Annotated in this window: 17 protein-coding genes; 5 read left to right on the top strand and 12 right to left on the bottom strand. The window is 49.4% G+C overall.

From position 1 onward, the window contains the following. Positions 1 to 15: 15 nt before the first annotated feature. Both ACHHZ7_RS08010 and ACHHZ7_RS08015 read right to left on the bottom strand, forming a co-directional pair. On the bottom strand, positions 16 to 1,083 hold the full coding sequence (locus ACHHZ7_RS08010) for a GlxA family transcriptional regulator (protein WP_060682318.1): 1,068 nt from the start codon (positions 1,081 to 1,083) through the stop codon (positions 16 to 18). A gap of 12 nt (positions 1,084 to 1,095) precedes the next feature. Further along, complete coding sequence (locus ACHHZ7_RS08015) at positions 1,096 to 2,016, bottom strand: DMT family transporter (protein WP_048214359.1); 921 nt, start codon at positions 2,014 to 2,016, stop codon at positions 1,096 to 1,098. Positions 2,017 to 2,217: 201 nt separating this feature from the next. Between ACHHZ7_RS08015 and ansA the strand changes: the two genes are divergently transcribed. Both ansA and pncA read left to right on the top strand, forming a co-directional pair. Continuing rightward, entirely contained in the window at positions 2,218 to 3,234 is a 1,017-nt protein-coding gene (gene ansA, locus ACHHZ7_RS08020) for an asparaginase (RefSeq protein ID WP_060682319.1), read from the top strand. Between the two features lie 14 nt (positions 3,235 to 3,248). Next, on the top strand, positions 3,249 to 3,887 hold the full coding sequence (pncA, locus tag ACHHZ7_RS08025) for a bifunctional nicotinamidase/pyrazinamidase (RefSeq protein ID WP_060682320.1): 639 nt from the start codon (positions 3,249 to 3,251) through the stop codon (positions 3,885 to 3,887). Between the two features lie 37 nt (positions 3,888 to 3,924). Here pncA and ACHHZ7_RS08030 read toward each other — a convergent pair whose 3' ends face one another. From ACHHZ7_RS08030 to ACHHZ7_RS08065, 8 genes are all read right to left on the bottom strand, one after another. Continuing rightward, the gene (locus ACHHZ7_RS08030) at positions 3,925 to 5,283 is read right to left on the bottom strand and encodes an MFS transporter (protein ID WP_192464020.1); all 1,359 of its coding nucleotides are present in this window, start codon (positions 5,281 to 5,283) and stop codon (positions 3,925 to 3,927) included. Positions 5,284 to 5,424: 141 nt separating this feature from the next. Then, positions 5,425 to 6,183 (bottom strand): DeoR/GlpR family DNA-binding transcription regulator, encoded by a 759-nt coding sequence (locus tag ACHHZ7_RS08035; RefSeq protein ID WP_032943120.1) that lies wholly within the window; start codon positions 6,181 to 6,183, stop codon positions 5,425 to 5,427. A gap of 136 nt (positions 6,184 to 6,319) precedes the next feature. Beyond that, positions 6,320 to 7,303, bottom strand: a complete 984-nt coding sequence (locus tag ACHHZ7_RS08040; protein WP_060682321.1) for an aldo/keto reductase — start codon at positions 7,301 to 7,303, stop codon at positions 6,320 to 6,322. A 9-nt stretch (positions 7,304 to 7,312) separates the two neighbouring features. Further along, entirely contained in the window at positions 7,313 to 8,260 is a 948-nt protein-coding gene (locus tag ACHHZ7_RS08045) for a sugar kinase (RefSeq protein WP_057068373.1), read from the bottom strand. 4 nt (positions 8,261 to 8,264) lie between these two features. Then, the gene (locus tag ACHHZ7_RS08050) at positions 8,265 to 9,101 is read right to left on the bottom strand and encodes a ketose-bisphosphate aldolase (RefSeq protein ID WP_003832486.1); all 837 of its coding nucleotides are present in this window, start codon (positions 9,099 to 9,101) and stop codon (positions 8,265 to 8,267) included. A 24-nt stretch (positions 9,102 to 9,125) separates the two neighbouring features. Continuing rightward, the gene (locus tag ACHHZ7_RS08055) at positions 9,126 to 10,169 is read right to left on the bottom strand and encodes an NAD(P)-dependent alcohol dehydrogenase (RefSeq protein WP_003832485.1); all 1,044 of its coding nucleotides are present in this window, start codon (positions 10,167 to 10,169) and stop codon (positions 9,126 to 9,128) included. Positions 10,170 to 10,186: 17 nt separating this feature from the next. Continuing rightward, positions 10,187 to 11,566, bottom strand: coding sequence for an MFS transporter (locus ACHHZ7_RS08060; protein ID WP_060682322.1), 1,380 nt, complete (start codon positions 11,564 to 11,566; stop codon positions 10,187 to 10,189). 26 nt (positions 11,567 to 11,592) lie between these two features. After that, positions 11,593 to 12,669 (bottom strand): zinc-binding dehydrogenase, encoded by a 1,077-nt coding sequence (locus tag ACHHZ7_RS08065; RefSeq protein ID WP_060682323.1) that lies wholly within the window; start codon positions 12,667 to 12,669, stop codon positions 11,593 to 11,595. A gap of 296 nt (positions 12,670 to 12,965) precedes the next feature. Between ACHHZ7_RS08065 and ACHHZ7_RS08070 the strand changes: the two genes are divergently transcribed. Continuing rightward, a complete protein-coding gene (locus ACHHZ7_RS08070; protein WP_060682324.1) occupies positions 12,966 to 14,219 on the top strand; it encodes a glycoside hydrolase family 18 protein in 1,254 nt (417 codons plus the stop codon). Between the two features lie 94 nt (positions 14,220 to 14,313). Beyond that, positions 14,314 to 14,658 (top strand): HNH nuclease YajD, encoded by a 345-nt coding sequence (yajD, locus tag ACHHZ7_RS08075; RefSeq protein WP_003832478.1) that lies wholly within the window; start codon positions 14,314 to 14,316, stop codon positions 14,656 to 14,658. A gap of 44 nt (positions 14,659 to 14,702) precedes the next feature. Here yajD and ACHHZ7_RS08080 read toward each other — a convergent pair whose 3' ends face one another. Together ACHHZ7_RS08080 and msrB are read right to left on the bottom strand one after the other, a co-directional pair. Then, positions 14,703 to 14,978: a YeaC family protein gene (locus tag ACHHZ7_RS08080; RefSeq protein ID WP_003030693.1), complete on the bottom strand. Its 276-nt coding sequence runs from the start codon at positions 14,976 to 14,978 to the stop codon at positions 14,703 to 14,705. A 42-nt stretch (positions 14,979 to 15,020) separates the two neighbouring features. Further along, positions 15,021 to 15,434, bottom strand: coding sequence for a peptide-methionine (R)-S-oxide reductase MsrB (gene msrB / locus ACHHZ7_RS08085; RefSeq protein WP_003832475.1), 414 nt, complete (start codon positions 15,432 to 15,434; stop codon positions 15,021 to 15,023). Positions 15,435 to 15,775: 341 nt separating this feature from the next. Between msrB and gapA the strand changes: the two genes are divergently transcribed. Then, positions 15,776 to 16,771, top strand: coding sequence for a glyceraldehyde-3-phosphate dehydrogenase (gene gapA / locus ACHHZ7_RS08090; RefSeq protein WP_003030697.1), 996 nt, complete (start codon positions 15,776 to 15,778; stop codon positions 16,769 to 16,771). Positions 16,772 to 16,777: the final 6 nt, after the last annotated feature.

The raw sequence follows: 16,777 nt of genomic DNA on the forward strand, positions 1-16,777 counted from the left end.
TCGGGGCAGCATTTTTTATGCATTCTGATGTCGCGTACTGCGACAATCTCCAGGCGTACAGCCAAACTCCCGACTAAACAAACGAATAAAGTGCGCACAGTCGCTAAATCCCAGACGCAGCGCAATCTCCGTGACGCTCTCTCCAGAATTCATTAGCAGCCAGTGGGCATAACGCAAACGCGCACGTCGGATAAACTCTCCCGGCGATTGGGCGAACTCGGCGTTAAACAACCGGGTAAGCTGTCGCGGACTCAGGTTGACTTCAGCGGCCAGCCAGCGGGTCGAAATGGGCTTTACCAGTCCTTGCTCAATTAAAAAGACCGCTTTGCGTAACCGACTGTCGCTCACGTGGGTAAAACCTATCGCTCTGGAGACCGCCACTGACGTGCTGTCTATGCGGTTGGGGACGGACATCTGGAAGATGGCTTTTGTCGCCCTGTCGGGACCACAGTGGCGGCGAATAAGCTCTGTTGCCAGCCCTATCGTCGAAATGCCCCCCGGACATGTCAGAATCCCTTTTTCCTCAACAAAATCGATCCCGCTACGGGCAGCCAACTGAGGAAATTGCGTTTTAAAATCATTCAGATGCCAGGGATGGATCGCCGCCATCAGCCCATTGAGGAAACCTTCTTGCGCCAGAACAAAGCTCCCCGTGCAGATACCTACCAGCGGAACGTTGAGCTGATGCGCAAGATGCAGGTAACGTCGCGCGGCCCGATCGGCTTTCGCCATACTGCGCAGCAAGCCGCCAATCACCACCACATAATCAAATTGTTCCGGTGCAACGAATGCGCTATCCGGCATCATCGCCATTCCTGAACTGCTTAGAACTGGTCGGTCTGGTGTAGCGCTCATCAGACGCCAGGAGCAGCGAATTTTCTGGCTATCATCCCCCATATCCGCCGCATGACGTAACGCATCGGTTAGCCCCGCCAGCGCCAGCAGAGGAAATTCCGGCCACAGAAGAATGCCGACATTCAACTGTGGTCTGCGCGGTGTCTCTGTCTGACTCGCATCGATAGCCGTAATGATGTCTCCATCCGCCCACTCGCCTGGCTGAAAAATTCTCAGGTCTTTCTTCACTTCAGGCTCCCGTTATAAACGTGAAAGGCGGCGTAAATTCGCGCTGGGGGGTAATGAAACACAAAGCAATCCAATCAATATCAAGAGAGCGCCTGCGATAAACGCGGGCTGCAGGGATTCACCAAGAAAGAGTACCCCGGCAATGATTCCCATCGCTGGCGTCATTAAAATCAGGGTTCCCAAAGATGCGACATGATAATAACGCAGCAGGGTAAACCAGATCAGGTAACTTAAAAAGGCGACAATCACCGTCTGAAAAGTCAGACTCATCACCAACACAGTCGTCAGTTGTACCGTCGTTTCTCCCAGCATCAGTCCGATAAGCAATAAAATCAGCGCGGTAGTCGCCAGTTGATAAAACAGTGTGCAGGACGAGGGAATAGTGGCGAGTCGGCTACAGCGGATCGCCACACTGGACGCCCCCCACGCCATACCGGCGAAAAGCCCGCACAGATCGCCCGTCAGGCTCCATTGTGTATTGCCATTTTGAGGAACCATCGTAACGGCGATGGCGATGCCCAAAAAGGCGATCGCAAGCCCACACCATTGCAGACGACTCAGTCGCTCTTCAGGTAAAAGAAAATGTAATCCAATGGCCGAAAACAAAGGCGCAGTATACAGATAAAGCGCCATATGGGAGGCCGTCGTTAACGTGATCCCTACGGAAACCAGCACAAATTCAAGCGCAAATAGTAATCCAACGATTGCGCCCATTTTGGCGATATTACGGTCACGCAGAAGGCCAAAAATATTATCTCGTCGCTGAAACAGCAATCCAATAAACAGCGCGGCGATTGCGGAACGCAAACCGACCTGCAAAAAAGGTGACATATCATCAGCAGCCGCTTTAATTGCCACCTGCTGACTGCCCCAGACACCGCAAATCACCACCATCAGCAAAATAGCCGCATTATCAATTCTCTTTCTGATCATTTCTGCACTCGACAACAACACACACCATAGAAGGCTGCTACTGTAGGGCCGAGGGTGCAAAACCACACTGAACAAACGGGACAAGGCACTGAACATAAATGACATATTGATCGGATGGCAGGTATGCGTCATTTGCACTGTATTTTTTCGGGGGGGACTTTATACTGCGCCTGTTTATGCACAACTTAACCTGTGACGCCCATGCAAAAGAAATCGATTTACGTTGCCTATACCGGCGGTACCATTGGTATGCAGCGCTCAGAACAGGGTTATATTCCTGTTTCCGGTCATCTCCAGCGTCAGCTGGCACTGATGCCTGAATTCCACCGCCCAGAGATGCCAGACTTCACCATCCACGAATACGTCCCGCTGATGGATTCCTCCGATATGACGCCAGAAGACTGGCAGCATATTGCTGAAGACATTAAGACGCACTACGACGATTACGATGGTTTTGTCATTCTGCACGGCACTGACACCATGGCGTTTACGGCTTCGGCGCTCTCATTTATGCTGGAGAATCTGGGCAAGCCAGTCATTGTGACAGGGTCACAAATCCCATTAGCAGAGCTACGTTCTGACGGACAAATCAATTTGCTGAATACGTTGTACGTTGCAGCAAATTATCCGATCAATGAAGTGACCCTGTTTTTCAACAACCGACTGTTTCGCGGTAACCGGACCACTAAAGCGCATGCTGATGGTTTTGACGCGTTTGCCTCACCCAACCTTGCACCACTGCTGGAAGCCGGGATCCACATTCGTCGGCTGGGAACACCGCCCGCACCTCACGGCACAGGTGAGTTGATTGTCCATCCTATCACTCCGCAACCGATTGGCGTGGTCACTATTTATCCTGGGATCTCCGCTGATGTAGTACGCAACTTCCTGCGCCAGCCGGTAAAAGCATTAATTTTGCGCTCCTACGGCGTGGGTAATGCGCCGCAGAATAAAGAGTTCCTGAAAGAACTTGAAGATGCTAGCTCGCGTGGCATTGTGGTGGTGAACCTTACGCAGTGTATGTCCGGCAAGGTGAACATGGGGGGCTACGCGACAGGGAATGCGCTGGCGCATGCTGGCGTGATTGGCGGCGCGGATATGACCGTCGAAGCCACACTCACCAAACTGCACTATTTGCTGAGTCAGGGACTGGATACGCAGACAATTCGTGAAGCAATGACGCAAAATCTGCGTGGTGAGCTCACGCCTGACGATTAAAGGAGTCTATGCCCATGGCCCGAGCCTTACTGTTGGTCGATTTACAAAATGACTTTTGTGCCGGTGGTGCCCTCGCGGTCCCACAAGGTGACAGCACAATCGATATCGCCAACCGCCTGATTGACTGGTGTGCCATACGCGGCGACACGGTCGTTGCCAGTCTGGACTGGCACCCGGCTAATCACGGTAGTTTTGCCAGCCAGCATCAGGTCGAGCCCTACAGCCAGGGACAACTTGATGGTCTGGCGCAGACGTTCTGGCCCGATCATTGCGTACAAAACAGCGAAGGTGCTGCCCTGCATCCGCTGCTGAACCAGCGTGCGATAACTCAAACGTTCACTAAAGGTGAAAACCCGCTGGTCGATAGCTACAGTGCTTTTTTTGATAACGGTCGTCGTCAGGCAACCACGCTGAATGCATGGCTACTCGAACACCGCATTGCCGAGCTCATCATCATGGGTCTGGCTACCGAATATTGCGTTAAATTCACCGTTCTGGATGCGCTCGATCTTGGCTACACCGTCAGCGTTATAACCGACGGCTGCCGTGGCGTTAATATTCACCCCCAGGACAGTGCAAACGCCTTTATGGAAATGGCAGCTGCGGGCACAACGCTGTATACGTTGGACGACTGGCTGGAAACCCAGCCGTAAGCGATGCCGACAGGGTCACTCCTGTCGGCGCGTTATCTCAGGCCAGCGCTGAAATCTCTTCCAGCGATACTTTGCGTGTTTCGATGCCAAAACAAAAAAGAATCAGCGCGCATAGCACCAACATTACTCCTAGCACGATAAAGACCGTAACCGATCCATAGCGGGTCAACAAAATAGCGACGCCATAAGGCGTAAACACAGCGACAATCCTCCCCACCGCATTCACAAAACCCGATCCTCTCAATCTAAGATGCGTGGGCCATAGTTCCGGGACATAAACTGCAGAGGCAAAGCAGACATACATATACAGAAAAAAAATCATCACCAGCCCGTAGCTCAGAATTGCCCACTCTTCAGTTTGAAGCGAATAGAAATACCCAAGCAAGGCGATAATAATCAACAAGAATGAGCCAAACAATCGCCGAGGAAAGCGATCGATAATTAACGCGGCAATAAATATCCCAACCGGCGCGCCAATCATAATTATCGCGGTCATAAATATGGATTTCGTTACATCGATTCCCGAATTAACAAATATCGTCGGGATCCATACCGTAATGGTATAGAGCGAAATATTCATTGCAATAAGCACCGTGATCGCCACCAGTGTACAGCGCAACATTGGCCCCTTAAACAAGAGCCAAAATGAACCACTTATCGTGCTTAATTCCGCCGACGAGCATTCGTTCCGGCAGGATGGTAAAGTGATGTTTTTTTCTTTCTCAATTTGCGATTCCACCTGCATAAGATGTTTTTCAGCTTCGCTTCTCTGCCCTTTGCCAGCCAGCCAACGCGGGGATTCAATATAGTATTTTCCCGACAGATACCAAGCCAACAGCATTGCCATGCCGCCGAGCAGAAACATCACCCACCAGCTTAAAAGTGCAATAATCACGACGCCAATTGCCGCAGATAGCATTGGTGCCCAGTTGCCGACAAATGACAGACGGGCAGACCATTTCCCACGAACCGCGGGTGGAATGAATTCTGTAAATGAGGCATAGCCCACCATAATTAGCGCCCCCATTCCAATCCCCATCAGACAGCGGAAGAAAATAAGCCAGTACATGTTGGGCACAAACGTTGCAGCGCAGGCTGAGGCCCCGACGATTAACAAATTGACGCGGAACGCTTTGCGTCGACCGAGATAATCACCAATAAAGCCACCGGCTAGCGAACCGATAAAGTAACCGAACATCAGCGCTGAGGTAAACGCGGCATTGAGATAATTGTTTGACCAGCCTGTGCTGACTAGTTTTGCTAATACCACATTCCCGGAATAGCTGAGAAAACCAGTTATTAACAAACTAAAACTAATAATTCCAAAAATACGAAAATGAAATCGAGATAAAGGTAAGCGATCTAATCTTGCGCCGATAGGGTCACATTGTTCCATCTGGATGCCTCAAATTCAGCTAAATAGAAAGTATGGCGATCGCGGCAGAAAAATTTTTGCCGCGCCATCCATCATCATTAGATTCTTATGGCATTTACCAGGTGCAAACTTAAAATAATATCGACACAACCCTCGTTATAGCTAATAAACGAGTTGAATATTATTCTCTTTGCAAAATGCAATCCACTCTGCACCCGGTGCCTTATTGGTTATTAGGTAATTAATATGGCTAAAGTCCACGAGCTGAACGAAAGCTTTACGGTCAAACTTTGAGTGATCAACTAACAGGGCCACCTCAGTCGCCTGGCGGATCATGGTTTTTTTGATTTCCGCTTCCGCTTCATTAGAATCAAGCGCCCCACTCTGCATATCCAAACCTTTGCAGCTCATCACCATGATATCAACATGATAACGGCTGATAATCTCCTTGGTGATTCTTCCCTGCAGCGACAGCGTATTCTTATTCAACTCACCGCCGGTAGAAACCACGTTAATTTCTGACTGCGCCAACTCATGAAATGCTTCAGCCGAATTGGTAAGCAACGTCAGATCGTTTCTTTCCTTCAACAGCTTTAATAATTCCATCGCGGTACTGCTGGAGTCGGCAGCCATTGTGGTCTTATTTTTAATAAACGGTAATGCATTACGGGCAATAATCTGCTTTTCTTCGAAGAAAGATTTTGCACGCTTATAAAAATGAATATTGTCGGACAACGCGGTGGTATTGAGCACTGCACCGCCATATGTTCGGGTCAAAAAACCTTCATCTTCCAGTTTTTCAAGATCGCGGCGAATCGTTTCCTCAGTCACCTGAAAGATTGAACTTAAATTAGATACCGCCACTTTCTTATCGTTAGCCACCATTTGCTTAATGGCTTGAATCCTGTCTTTTGCCGCCACGATGACACCTCTGTTTCCTGCAAAGTAATAATAAGACCCTAGTATCTCACAGGCTATGTTTATTTTCAAAAGAACATGTCTGAATCACAGATTTCAATACTTTTTTACGCAGAAACAGAGGTCAATTCTATCCGACTTAATTTATATCCAACGCTTCCGCCATTCGCCTCATCAATAATGAATCATCATCTGTCAGGGGAATGGTTAACGCCTCGACGTTCTCGCGAACCTGTTCAGGTGCGGTTGCACCACTCAGTAAGGTGATCAAATCGCTTTGCTTTAAAATCCACGCCAGAGCTAATGCGGGGATTGTGCAGCGGTATTTTTCACACAGTGGCTGCCACTGCTCTAGCATATCAATCACCCGCAGCATATTTTCCCGCTGAAACCAAACCTTGTTAGCCCGTGCGCCGCCAGGAACATAATCTCGGGTGATAGTACCAGTCAACAACCCCTGCTCAAGCGGTGAATATACCTGCACGATGATGCCATTCTGCTGGCATAGCGGCAGCAGATCAGCTTCCAGCGCCCGGTCAAGAATGCTGTACTTGGCCTGGATGATATCCAGCTCACCGTGTTTGAGATACTCCCTTATATGCCCGGCATCGACGTTCGCCGCACCAATCGAACGGATTTTTCCCTCTTTTTTCAGTGTATTCAGCGTGTCTACGGTTTCCGCAATCGGCGTAAAACAGGGTTCAACCGACTGCCAGTGGGTCATATAAATATCAATACTGTCGATACCCAATCTTTGCAGGCTGGCATCAACCTCCTCACGAATCGACTCAGGCGTGAGGTTTTTATACAGCTGGCGATCGCCCACTTTGTTAAACAGGCTGCCTGTTCGCTCCCAGACGATGCCGCATTTGGTTTCAACCACTACCTCGCTGCGCGGCAGCTTTTTCAGCGCCTGACCGACTATCACTTCACTGTTGCCAAAGTTGTATCCTGGCGCGGTATCAATCAGATTAATACCGCAGCGATGCGCCTCAACAATGGTATCAATACAAATCTGCAAATCGAGATCGCCATTCCATGCCGGACCGCCGCCAATGGCCCATGTACCTAATCCCATGCGGGAAAGCGTAATATCCGTACTGCCTAAAGGAATCATTTTCATCTGCCGCTATTACCCTTCGTATTCGTCAAGAAGTTGTTCAACCAGCTTTCTGTTCTTCACACCCGTCGTCGCACCCACGCTCAGTACCGATATTGCCGCCGTTGCATTAGCAAACAGCGCGCAGTCGCGAAGCGGCTTACCTTCAAGCAGCGCGGAGATAAATCCTGAAGCAAAGTTATCCCCCGCGCCGATGGTGTCGATGGCGGTAATCCCCGACACGGCAGGGACTACCATTTTCATATCGACACGTTTGATAAAGCAGCCTCTTTTGCCGGTCTTAATCACGACGGTTTTCACACCACAGTTCAGGAAACTGTCGGCAATCTCATCCAGCGTATCTTTCCCGGTGAGCAGTTTTGCCTCTTCAAAATTGGGAAACAGATAATCCACGTAGCTCAGCGCTTCACGGATGTCGTCCAGCGTTTCGTTAAGCCGTGGCTTAATCATGTCGGCGCAGATAATTAATCCATGCACTTTGGCCTGAGTGAAAATATCCGTTAACGCCTGGCCATCAAGCAGCGGACTATTAAAAATACTCGCCAGCGACAGCAGCTTTGCCTGCGAGAATCGGTCAAAATCAACATCGTTTATATTCAGTTTCCATAAACTGCCGTTACGGTTAGTCACAAAGGTGCGTTCACCATCAGCGGTGACTAAACCCACGTTAATGGAAGTATCAATATCAACATCCTGCTTCAGGCTTTTAATATCAATATTCTCCCGATGGCAGTGGTCGACAATAAAATAACCGGCTGCATCATTACCTATCCGACTCATTAACGCCGTGCGATGGCCAAGGCGAGAAATAATCGTCGCCTCATTAATAGCGTCACCTCCCGTGGTCATTGCTATTCGTTCTAATGGATAAGAGTCAACATCAAAGATATTTTTACTCACTGGTTGCAAGGGAATATCAACAATTGCCGCCCCTATACAAATAACCTCGATATTATCCATATTGTCATTCCGCTTTACCGTCAGAGCCAAACAGTTTGATTTTCTCCAGCGCGCGCTCTTTTACCGCTTTGCGAACTTCACGCTCAACGTGCAGGAACGGCTGATTCTGGTTCTCCTGCACCGCCGCCATTGCCGCCTGGCACAGTTCGGTATGAATATTGATTTTCGAAATACCTAATGAAATGGCTTTTTTGATATCCGCATCGCTAATGCCGGACGCGCCGTGCAGCACCAGCGGAACGGATACCGCCTCGCGCACGCGTTTGACCACATCGAAATTCAGTTTCGGCTCAGAGGTATAAACGCCGTGCTGGTTACCAATCGCCACCGCCAGAGAATCGCAGCCGGTACGCTCGACAAATTCCGCCGCCTGGCTCGGGTCGGTATAGTGATAGCCCGCCAGCGCTTCTTCATAAACCGTTTCATTCCCCACGTGGCCCAGCTCCGCCTCAACCGGAATACCCAACGGATGGAAGAAGTCCACCGCCTCTTTAGTCAGGCGAATATTCTCTTCGAAATCAAAAGCGGAGGCGTCGCGCATCAGTGAATTCATGCCGTGAGTCCAGGCGTTATGGATAATTTCCATACTGCGCCCGTGGTCCCAATGGGTAATAACCGGCACTGAGGCTTTTTTCGCCATCGAAACCATCATATGCGAAAAATCTTCAAACGATGTATTACCCACAAAACCGGTGCCGAATGAAATAATTACCGGCGATTTAGACTCTTCCGCCGCATCCATCACCCCCATTAACATTTCCGCATTCCACACGTTAAAGTGGGCAATCGCATAATGTTTATTCTGGGCATCATTTTCCCAATATTTAATATCTGCCAGCATAGTTGTTTCTCCCTTTTCAATAAATTAATGGTTAACTTTAATAACGCCTTTGATAATTTCGCGTTTGTTGTTGACTGACTCATCAAACGCGCGCTGAACATCTTCATAATCATAAATATGCGTCACCATCGACTTGACATCGAAACGCCCGGAGGAAATGGCTTCAATAGTGACCGGATAGCGGTTGGCGTAGCGGAAAACGGTCTGAATGGAGACTTCGCGGTTAATTTTGAGGAAATTAATCGCCGAATCACCGGGAACTGTCCCAACGATCATGATTTTCCCACCGCGCATCACCAGGTACGGAGCCTGCTTAACGGTGATCGCCGAGCCGGCAGTTTCAAAAACAATGTCAGCCCCCATATCGCCGGAGAATTGCTGACAGCGGGCAACGGTGTCCTCTTTCGCCCCGTTGATCACAGTCGTCGCGCCAAGCTGCTCGGCCATGGCCAGACGCTTTTCCAGGACATCAACAACGGCGATGTCGGTAGCACCCAAACATTTACAGGCTTGCAGGGTCATTAAACCAATACAGCCCGCCCCCAAAATGACGATTTTCTTGCCCGGTTTAACGTCCGCCAGCATTGCGGCATGCATCCCTACCGCCGCAGGCTCTACCAGCGCGCCTTCCATGGTGTCCATGTTATCGGGCAACTTGTAAGTGAAGCTCTCCGGATGGCACAGATAGTGGGTTAGAGCGCCGCGATAATTAGGCTGCGTGGCCATAAAGTCGACATCAGGACAGATGTTGTATTTGCCCTCCAGACAGTAGCGGCAGTGACCGCACGGCACGCCGGGTTCAATGTTCACCCGGTCGCCCGGTTTAAATTTACTGACGCGATTTCCTACCGCCACCACCGTACCGGCACATTCATGTCCGAGGCCAATTTCCTGGTTCGGGTCTTTTGGCGGAATAAAGGGACCTGATTCGAAACCGTGAACATCTGAACCGCAAATACCTACGTATTCAATTTTGATCAGTACTTCATGCTCTTTGGGTACCGGGATATCGGCGGCAATAATTTTCATCGTGCCCGGCGTTTTTAATATCGCTTTTGAATTTTTCATTTTATTTCCCATCAATATTATTTGCTGGTAACTGCATCAATACCGAGACTTTCGACAGAGACGCCTTTGGTTTCAATTCCGATGGTAGCAATGGCGACAGCGACAATAATGGAGACCGCACCCAGCAGTACAAATACACCCGTCACTCCATAACCGTTAAGCAATACCGCGACCGCATAAGGCGCGGCGATACCGCTGATACGCCCTACCGCATTCGCCAGACCAGAACCGCGAAGTTTCGCTTCGGTCGGCCATATTTCCGGAACATAGACTGCCGAGGCGTAGCAAACGTACATATAGACAAAAGTAATCAGGAAGAAACCTATTAGCGTAATCAGTAGCATGCTGGTTTGCAGTGAATAGATATATCCCAGCACGGCAATTAACACTAATAATCCCACACCCGTTGTCTTCCTGGGAATTTTATCCATTACCAGCATGGCTATAAAAATCCCAAACGGCGCGCCGAACATACTCATGGTATTTAAGACAATGGAGTCTTTCAGATTAATTCCCTGAGTCATAAATATTGTCGGTAGCCAATTAATTAAGGTGTACTGGACGACGTTCATGGCAATCAGGACAAAGGAACCTAAAATAACGCGCTTCAGTAACACACCCGTTAATAAGGCCGAGTAAGGAACCGTGCGCGGGGCTTTGCCGTCATCTTCAAATACCACAGGCGGCAGTGGCTTGCCGGTCTGCTGAACAACCCCTTCTTCAATGGCCCGCATCACCTTTTCAGCTTCGGCGTAGCGTCCGCGGGATTCCAGCCAACGAGGCGACTCCGGGAAACTACGCCAGGCAATAACGGTCGCCACCAGCGACAGTACGGCCGGGATCAGCAACTGCACGCGCCAGTTCCATTCGGCGCTGATCAACGGCGTCAATCCCATCGCGATCAGCGAACAGAGCGGATAAGACCAGTTACCGATAAACGAGACCCGGCTTGACCAGGTGCCGCGATTCCTGCCTGGCATATATTCGGTGAACCCGGCAAACAGAGTCACCAGCAGCGCGCCTAATCCAACTCCCATTACAAAACGGCAGGCGATCAGGAAAGTCATATTGGGTGAAAACGCGCCAACGATCATAGAAATAATATGAATCGCTTCATATAAAATAAATGCGTTTTTACGTCCGGTTTTATCGCCGATAATTCCCCCACCGAGCGCGCCGAGAAACATTCCCGCTGTCGTAATGGCTGAAAACGTGGCGGTGGTGGAATTATCGGTCCAACCAAGCTCTTTTAACTGCGCGAGAATTAATCCGCCAACGGCATTACTCCAACAAACCAGTAATCCAAAGGCAACCATCGCAAACATCGATGTGTGCCAACGGCAGTCAGGTAGCCTGTCCAGCCTGGCGCCGCAGTGCGGTTTTGCTATTTGTTCCATGCGATAACGTCCTTTTAATAAACATGTTATTCATCAAAGTCGTAAGTCATGATGACTTTAATCGCGGTTTTATCGACCATGGCGTCAAACCCTTCGCGCCATTGCGACAGGCCGATACGGTGAGTGATCATCGGTTTAACGTTGATTGCGCCGCTGGCCAGCAGGCGTATGGCGTTGCGCCAGGATGTGGAATCGTAGGCCATATGGCCAATGATGCTTTTATTCCACGCGGTGATGTCGTTGATGGAGAAATCGAGAGGTTTAAAGCCCATACCGACGCGAACGACTTCACCATTCGGGCGCAGCATTTCGATTGATTGTTTAAGGGCGATATTCGCACCAGAGCATTCGATGACCAGCCCCAAATTGTCTTTACCGCAGATTTCCTGGCAGCGTGCAACCACATCTTCGGTCGAACCGTTAACGACAGCTGTCGCGCCCAGCTCTTTGGCGATCGGGAAGCGTACGGCAACATCCTCTTCCAGCCCGACCATCACAATATTAACGGCCCCCATAATGCGCGCCATTTGAACAGAAAAGAGTCCTAACGGACCGGTACCAAAGACCACCACATCCTGGCCTGGAAGAAATTTGGATTGCTGAGCGATAGATTTGTAGGCATTGCAGATAGGATCCAGTACAGACGCCTCTTCATAATCTACCCCTGCCGGGATTTCCCACAGAGCATGGCGGTGAATTTTGAGGATTTCCCCAGGGACCAGACAATATTTAGAAAACCCACCGCCCCAGGTATTGTTGTCCAGACCTAAATTCACCTTTTCTGTACAACAAAGAAAATCGCCCTGTTCACAGGCCGGACAAACGCCGCAAACGTGCCCGCTGTTGTCAGACACAACTCGCTGTCCCACCTTCCAGTCCTTAACCTTGTCGCCAACCTGCACAATTTGACCCGCAAATTCATGACCACGAATCGAATTAAACTGCTCGGATCCACTGTCGACATTGTAGTGTTTCATGTCAGCGCCGCAGATAGCAGCAGCCTTAATTTCAATCACAACGTCATCCGGACCACATACCGGTTCCGGAACATCAATCATCTTGTAGCCGCCAAAGGCCTTGCCAAATCTCGCCAGTGCTTTCATGGAATTTTCCTTTGTGTTTAGTTTTGCATCAGTGACCATCATACTTATCCATATAATTTTTGAGGTCAACACCAAATCTTTAAAACACAGATTTTGATCTGTATTTCACAACCAAGATCACAAATAAATGCAAAGATGAACTGAAACCCAAGTGAACGTGGCTGCCGCTTCGCTAAAATGGCGTGAACCCCTTCGCATTTTTCCTGTTATGAAACTGTTAACCTGCGGGTGCTGTTTTTTTCGCCACGCCATTTCCGTGGCATGTTTGCTTGTTTAAATGTCAAAGAGGAACACCGATGAAACTATTGCCTTTGTTGGCAGCATTACCCCTGCTCTGCGCCAACGTTGTTTCCGCCAGTTCACTGATGTCAGTTGGCTACTTTAATGGTGGTGGCGACGTCACTGCCGGTCCCGGTGGCGACATCAATAAACTGGATGTTCGCCAGATAACCCATCTCAACTATTCGTTTGGCCTTGTCTACAACAACGAAAAAGACGAGACCAATGACGCCTTAAAAGACACCAGCAAACTGCATCAGATTTGGCTTTCACAGAAAGTGCAGGATGATTTGCTGAAAATTCCACAGCTGCGTAAACAAAATCCAAACCTGAAAGTTTTGCTTTCCGTCGGCGGTTGGGGAGCGCGTGGATTCTCTGGCGCGGCAGCAACGAAGGAAACACGCGCAGTGTTTATTCAGTCTGCACAGGAGATAATTGCGAAATATGGTCTGGATGGCATCGATCTCGACTGGGAATACCCGGTTAACGGTGCCTGGGGACTGGTCGAAAGCCAACCGGCTGACCGCGCTAACTTCACCGCACTGCTAACAGAACTGCGCGCCGCATTGGGGCATAAAAAACTGCTGACCATCGCCGTGGGCGCGAATGCGGAAAGTCCGAAAAGCTGGGTGGATGTAAAAGCCATTGCCCCATCGCTCGACTACATCAACCTGATGACCTATGACATGGCTTACGGCACCCAATATTTCAACTCGAACCTGTATGATTCGACGCAATGGCCGACGGTCGCCGCGGCGGATAAGTACAGCGCCGATTTTGTGGTCAATAACTATCTCGCAGCCGGTCTGAAACCGAGTCAAATGAATCTGGGCATTGGCTTTTATGGACGCGTACCAAAACGCGCCGTTGAGCCAGGTATTGACTGGAGCAAACCTGACGCGCAGAAAAACCCGGCTACCCAACCCTATTTCGAGTCAGCTCAAATTGAGTTGTTCAAATCACTGGGCGTCGACCTGAGCAAAGACACCTACGTGAAGTACAACGATATCGTGGCGAAATTGATCAACGATCCGCAAAAACGCTTTAGTCAACATTGGGATGATGAAGCGAAAGTGCCGTGGCTGTCGGTACAGTCTGCGGATGGAAAAAAACTCTTTGCCCTCTCCTATGAAAACCCGCGTTCGGTGGCGATCAAAGCCGACTACATCAAAAGCAAAGGGTTGGCAGGCGCCATGTTCTGGGAGTACGGCGCAGATGACAATAATCAGTTGGCGAAGCAGTTAGCCGATTCGTTAGGCATCAAACACTGATCCCAACGCCTGACACAATAGGTTATGATTAGCGCATTCTGCTGCGCCAGCTTTTGGCGCAGCTCTTCATTTTCTACTGGAGGCATGCGCTTTTATGGCTTTTATCCCTAAAAATTACGCCCGTCTGGAAGTCGGTTACCGGGAAAAGGCGCTTAAACTCTTTCCCTGGGTCTGCGGACGCTGTTCCCGTGAGTTCGTGTATTCAAATTTGCGCGAGTTGACGGTACACCATATCGATCACGATCACTCAAATAACCCGGAAGATGGTAGCAACTGGGAAATGTTGTGCCTGTACTGCCACGATCACGAGCATTCCAAATATACGGAAGCGGACCAGTATGGTTCAACGGTGGTTGCAGGAGAAGATGCGCAAAAGGCCGTGGGCGAAGCGAAATACAACCCGTTCGCCGATCTGAAAGCGATGATGAACAAGAAATAACATCAACTGCAGGCCCGACACAGATGTTTGCCGGGCCTGGGTAATCAGGATTTAAACGTCGCAATCGGTTCTGGCGTAATACCAAACTCAACCTTCAACTGCTGCTTGCTCTTCATCACCATCTCACCGTTGGTATCAATCGTCATATGCTGCGCGTCAATATTGTTTCGCGCCTGCCATAACATCACCAGCTGTAAGCTATTCTCTTTTTGTTCTGCCGTTAGCGCTACGCCATCCGGCCATTTTCCGAGTTCAACGGCAGTCGATAAGCGCTGATAAACTTCCGGCGTCATGCTGTTGATCATCTCATCAAGATTCATATTAAAACCACTCTCCGTAGAATAATTTGCTGAATCGTTTCTTCAACCCTTGGTTTGCTCACCGTTTTCACCATCGGTGAAGTTCAAAGACGCTGAGTTAACGCAGTACCGTTCACCGGTAGGTTTCGGACCATCCGGGAAGACGTGTCCCAGGTGTGCATCACAGTTTCCGCAGCGGATTTCAATGCGCTGCATGCCGTGTGACGTATCTTTTATGTAACGGATAGCCTCATCGCTGACAGGCTCGTAAAAGCTGGGCCAGCCGCAGCCTGAGTCATATTTTGTCTCGGAACGAAATAGCGGATTGTCGCAGATCAAACAGTGGTAGATGCCGTCACGTTTGTTATGTAGCAAACGTCCGGTAAATGGCGGTTCTGTCCCGTGATTCTGCGTCACATAGAACTGCATTTCGGTTAAATTTTTTTTCAGTTCTTCTGGAGAAGGTTGATTAGCCATTTGCTCACATCTCGCTTTATCTAAACTCACATCGCGAGACAGATTCTAACAAAACATTAACACCGGAGTGCGAACTTTTGTTCTAAACTTGATCCTTGCGAAATGGCAGCCTGCAATTCGTGATCAGAATCACGTTTTTATCTTGATTGCCCTTTAAAATTCGGGCCGCCGACCCCATGTGGTTTCAAGCCCAAAGGAAGAGTGAGGCGAGTCAGTTGCGCAAAGCTTAGGCAGCAGATTGATTTGTCGCAATGATTGACACGATTCCGCTTGACGCTGCGTAAGGTTTTTGTAATTTTACAGGCAACCTTTTATTCACTAACAAATAGCTGGTGGAATATATGACTATCAAAGTAGGTATCAACGGTTTTGGCCGTATCGGTCGCATTGTTTTCCGTGCTGCTCAAGAACGCTCTGACATCGAGATCGTTGCAATCAACGACCTGTTAGACGCTGACTACATGGCTTACATGCTGAAATATGACTCCACTCACGGCCGTTTCAACGGTACCGTTGAAGTGAAAGACGGTCATCTGATCGTAAACGGTAAAAAAATCCGTGTTACCGCTGAACGTGATCCGGCTAACCTGAAATGGGACGAAGTTGGTGTTGACGTAGTAGCTGAAGCTACTGGCCTGTTCCTGACAGATGAAACCGCTCGTAAGCACATCACTGCTGGCGCGAAAAAAGTGGTTCTGACTGGTCCGTCCAAAGATAACACTCCGATGTTTGTTAAAGGCGCTAACTTTGACAAATACGAAGGTCAGGACATCGTTTCTAACGCTTCCTGCACCACTAACTGCCTGGCTCCGCTGGCTAAAGTTATCAACGACAACTTCGGCATCATCGAAGGTCTGATGACTACTGTTCACGCGACCACCGCTACTCAGAAAACCGTTGATGGCCCGTCTCACAAAGACTGGCGCGGCGGCCGCGGCGCATCCCAGAACATCATCCCGTCCTCTACCGGTGCAGCTAAAGCTGTAGGTAAAGTACTGCCAGAACTGAACGGCAAACTGACTGGTATGGCGTTCCGCGTTCCTACCCCGAACGTATCCGTTGTTGACCTGACCGTTCGTCTGGAAAAAGCTGCTTCTTACGAAGAAATTAAGAAAGCAATCAAAGCTGCTTCCGAAGGCCCGATGAAAGGCGTTCTGGGTTACACCGAAGACGACGTAGTATCTACCGATTTCAACGGTGAAGTTTGCACTTCCGTGTTCGATGCTAAAGCTGGTATCGCACTGAACGACAACTTCGTGAAACTGGTATCCTGGTACGACAACGAAACCGGCTACTCCAACAAAGTTCTGGACCTGATTGCTCACATCTCCAAATAAGTTGAG

It is taken from the genome of Citrobacter freundii complex sp. 2024EL-00216, from assembly GCF_043945515.1.
Taxonomy (GTDB): domain Bacteria; phylum Pseudomonadota; class Gammaproteobacteria; order Enterobacterales; family Enterobacteriaceae; genus Citrobacter; species Citrobacter portucalensis.

Coding starts and splice junctions, on each gene's coding strand:
- ACHHZ7_RS08070 (WP_060682324.1), top strand. CDS start 12,966: ATGAAACTATTGCCTTTGTTGGCAGCATTACCCCTGCTCTGCGCCAAC.
- msrB (WP_003832475.1), bottom strand. CDS start 15,434: ATGGCTAATCAACCTTCTCCAGAAGAACTGAAAAAAAATTTAACCGAA.
- gapA (WP_003030697.1), top strand. CDS start 15,776: ATGACTATCAAAGTAGGTATCAACGGTTTTGGCCGTATCGGTCGCATT.
- ACHHZ7_RS08050 (WP_003832486.1), bottom strand. CDS start 9,101: ATGCTGGCAGATATTAAATATTGGGAAAATGATGCCCAGAATAAACAT.
- ansA (WP_060682319.1), top strand. CDS start 2,218: ATGCAAAAGAAATCGATTTACGTTGCCTATACCGGCGGTACCATTGGT.
- ACHHZ7_RS08065 (WP_060682323.1), bottom strand. CDS start 12,669: ATGAAAGCACTGGCGAGATTTGGCAAGGCCTTTGGCGGCTACAAGATG.
- pncA (WP_060682320.1), top strand. CDS start 3,249: ATGGCCCGAGCCTTACTGTTGGTCGATTTACAAAATGACTTTTGTGCC.
- yajD (WP_003832478.1), top strand. CDS start 14,314: ATGGCTTTTATCCCTAAAAATTACGCCCGTCTGGAAGTCGGTTACCGG.
- ACHHZ7_RS08060 (WP_060682322.1), bottom strand. CDS start 11,566: ATGGAACAAATAGCAAAACCGCACTGCGGCGCCAGGCTGGACAGGCTA.
- ACHHZ7_RS08040 (WP_060682321.1), bottom strand. CDS start 7,303: ATGAAAATGATTCCTTTAGGCAGTACGGATATTACGCTTTCCCGCATG.
- ACHHZ7_RS08045 (WP_057068373.1), bottom strand. CDS start 8,260: ATGGATAATATCGAGGTTATTTGTATAGGGGCGGCAATTGTTGATATT.
- ACHHZ7_RS08080 (WP_003030693.1), bottom strand. CDS start 14,978: ATGAATCTTGATGAGATGATCAACAGCATGACGCCGGAAGTTTATCAG.
- ACHHZ7_RS08055 (WP_003832485.1), bottom strand. CDS start 10,169: ATGAAAAATTCAAAAGCGATATTAAAAACGCCGGGCACGATGAAAATT.
- ACHHZ7_RS08015 (WP_048214359.1), bottom strand. CDS start 2,016: ATGATCAGAAAGAGAATTGATAATGCGGCTATTTTGCTGATGGTGGTG.
- ACHHZ7_RS08030 (WP_192464020.1), bottom strand. CDS start 5,283: ATGGAACAATGTGACCCTATCGGCGCAAGATTAGATCGCTTACCTTTA.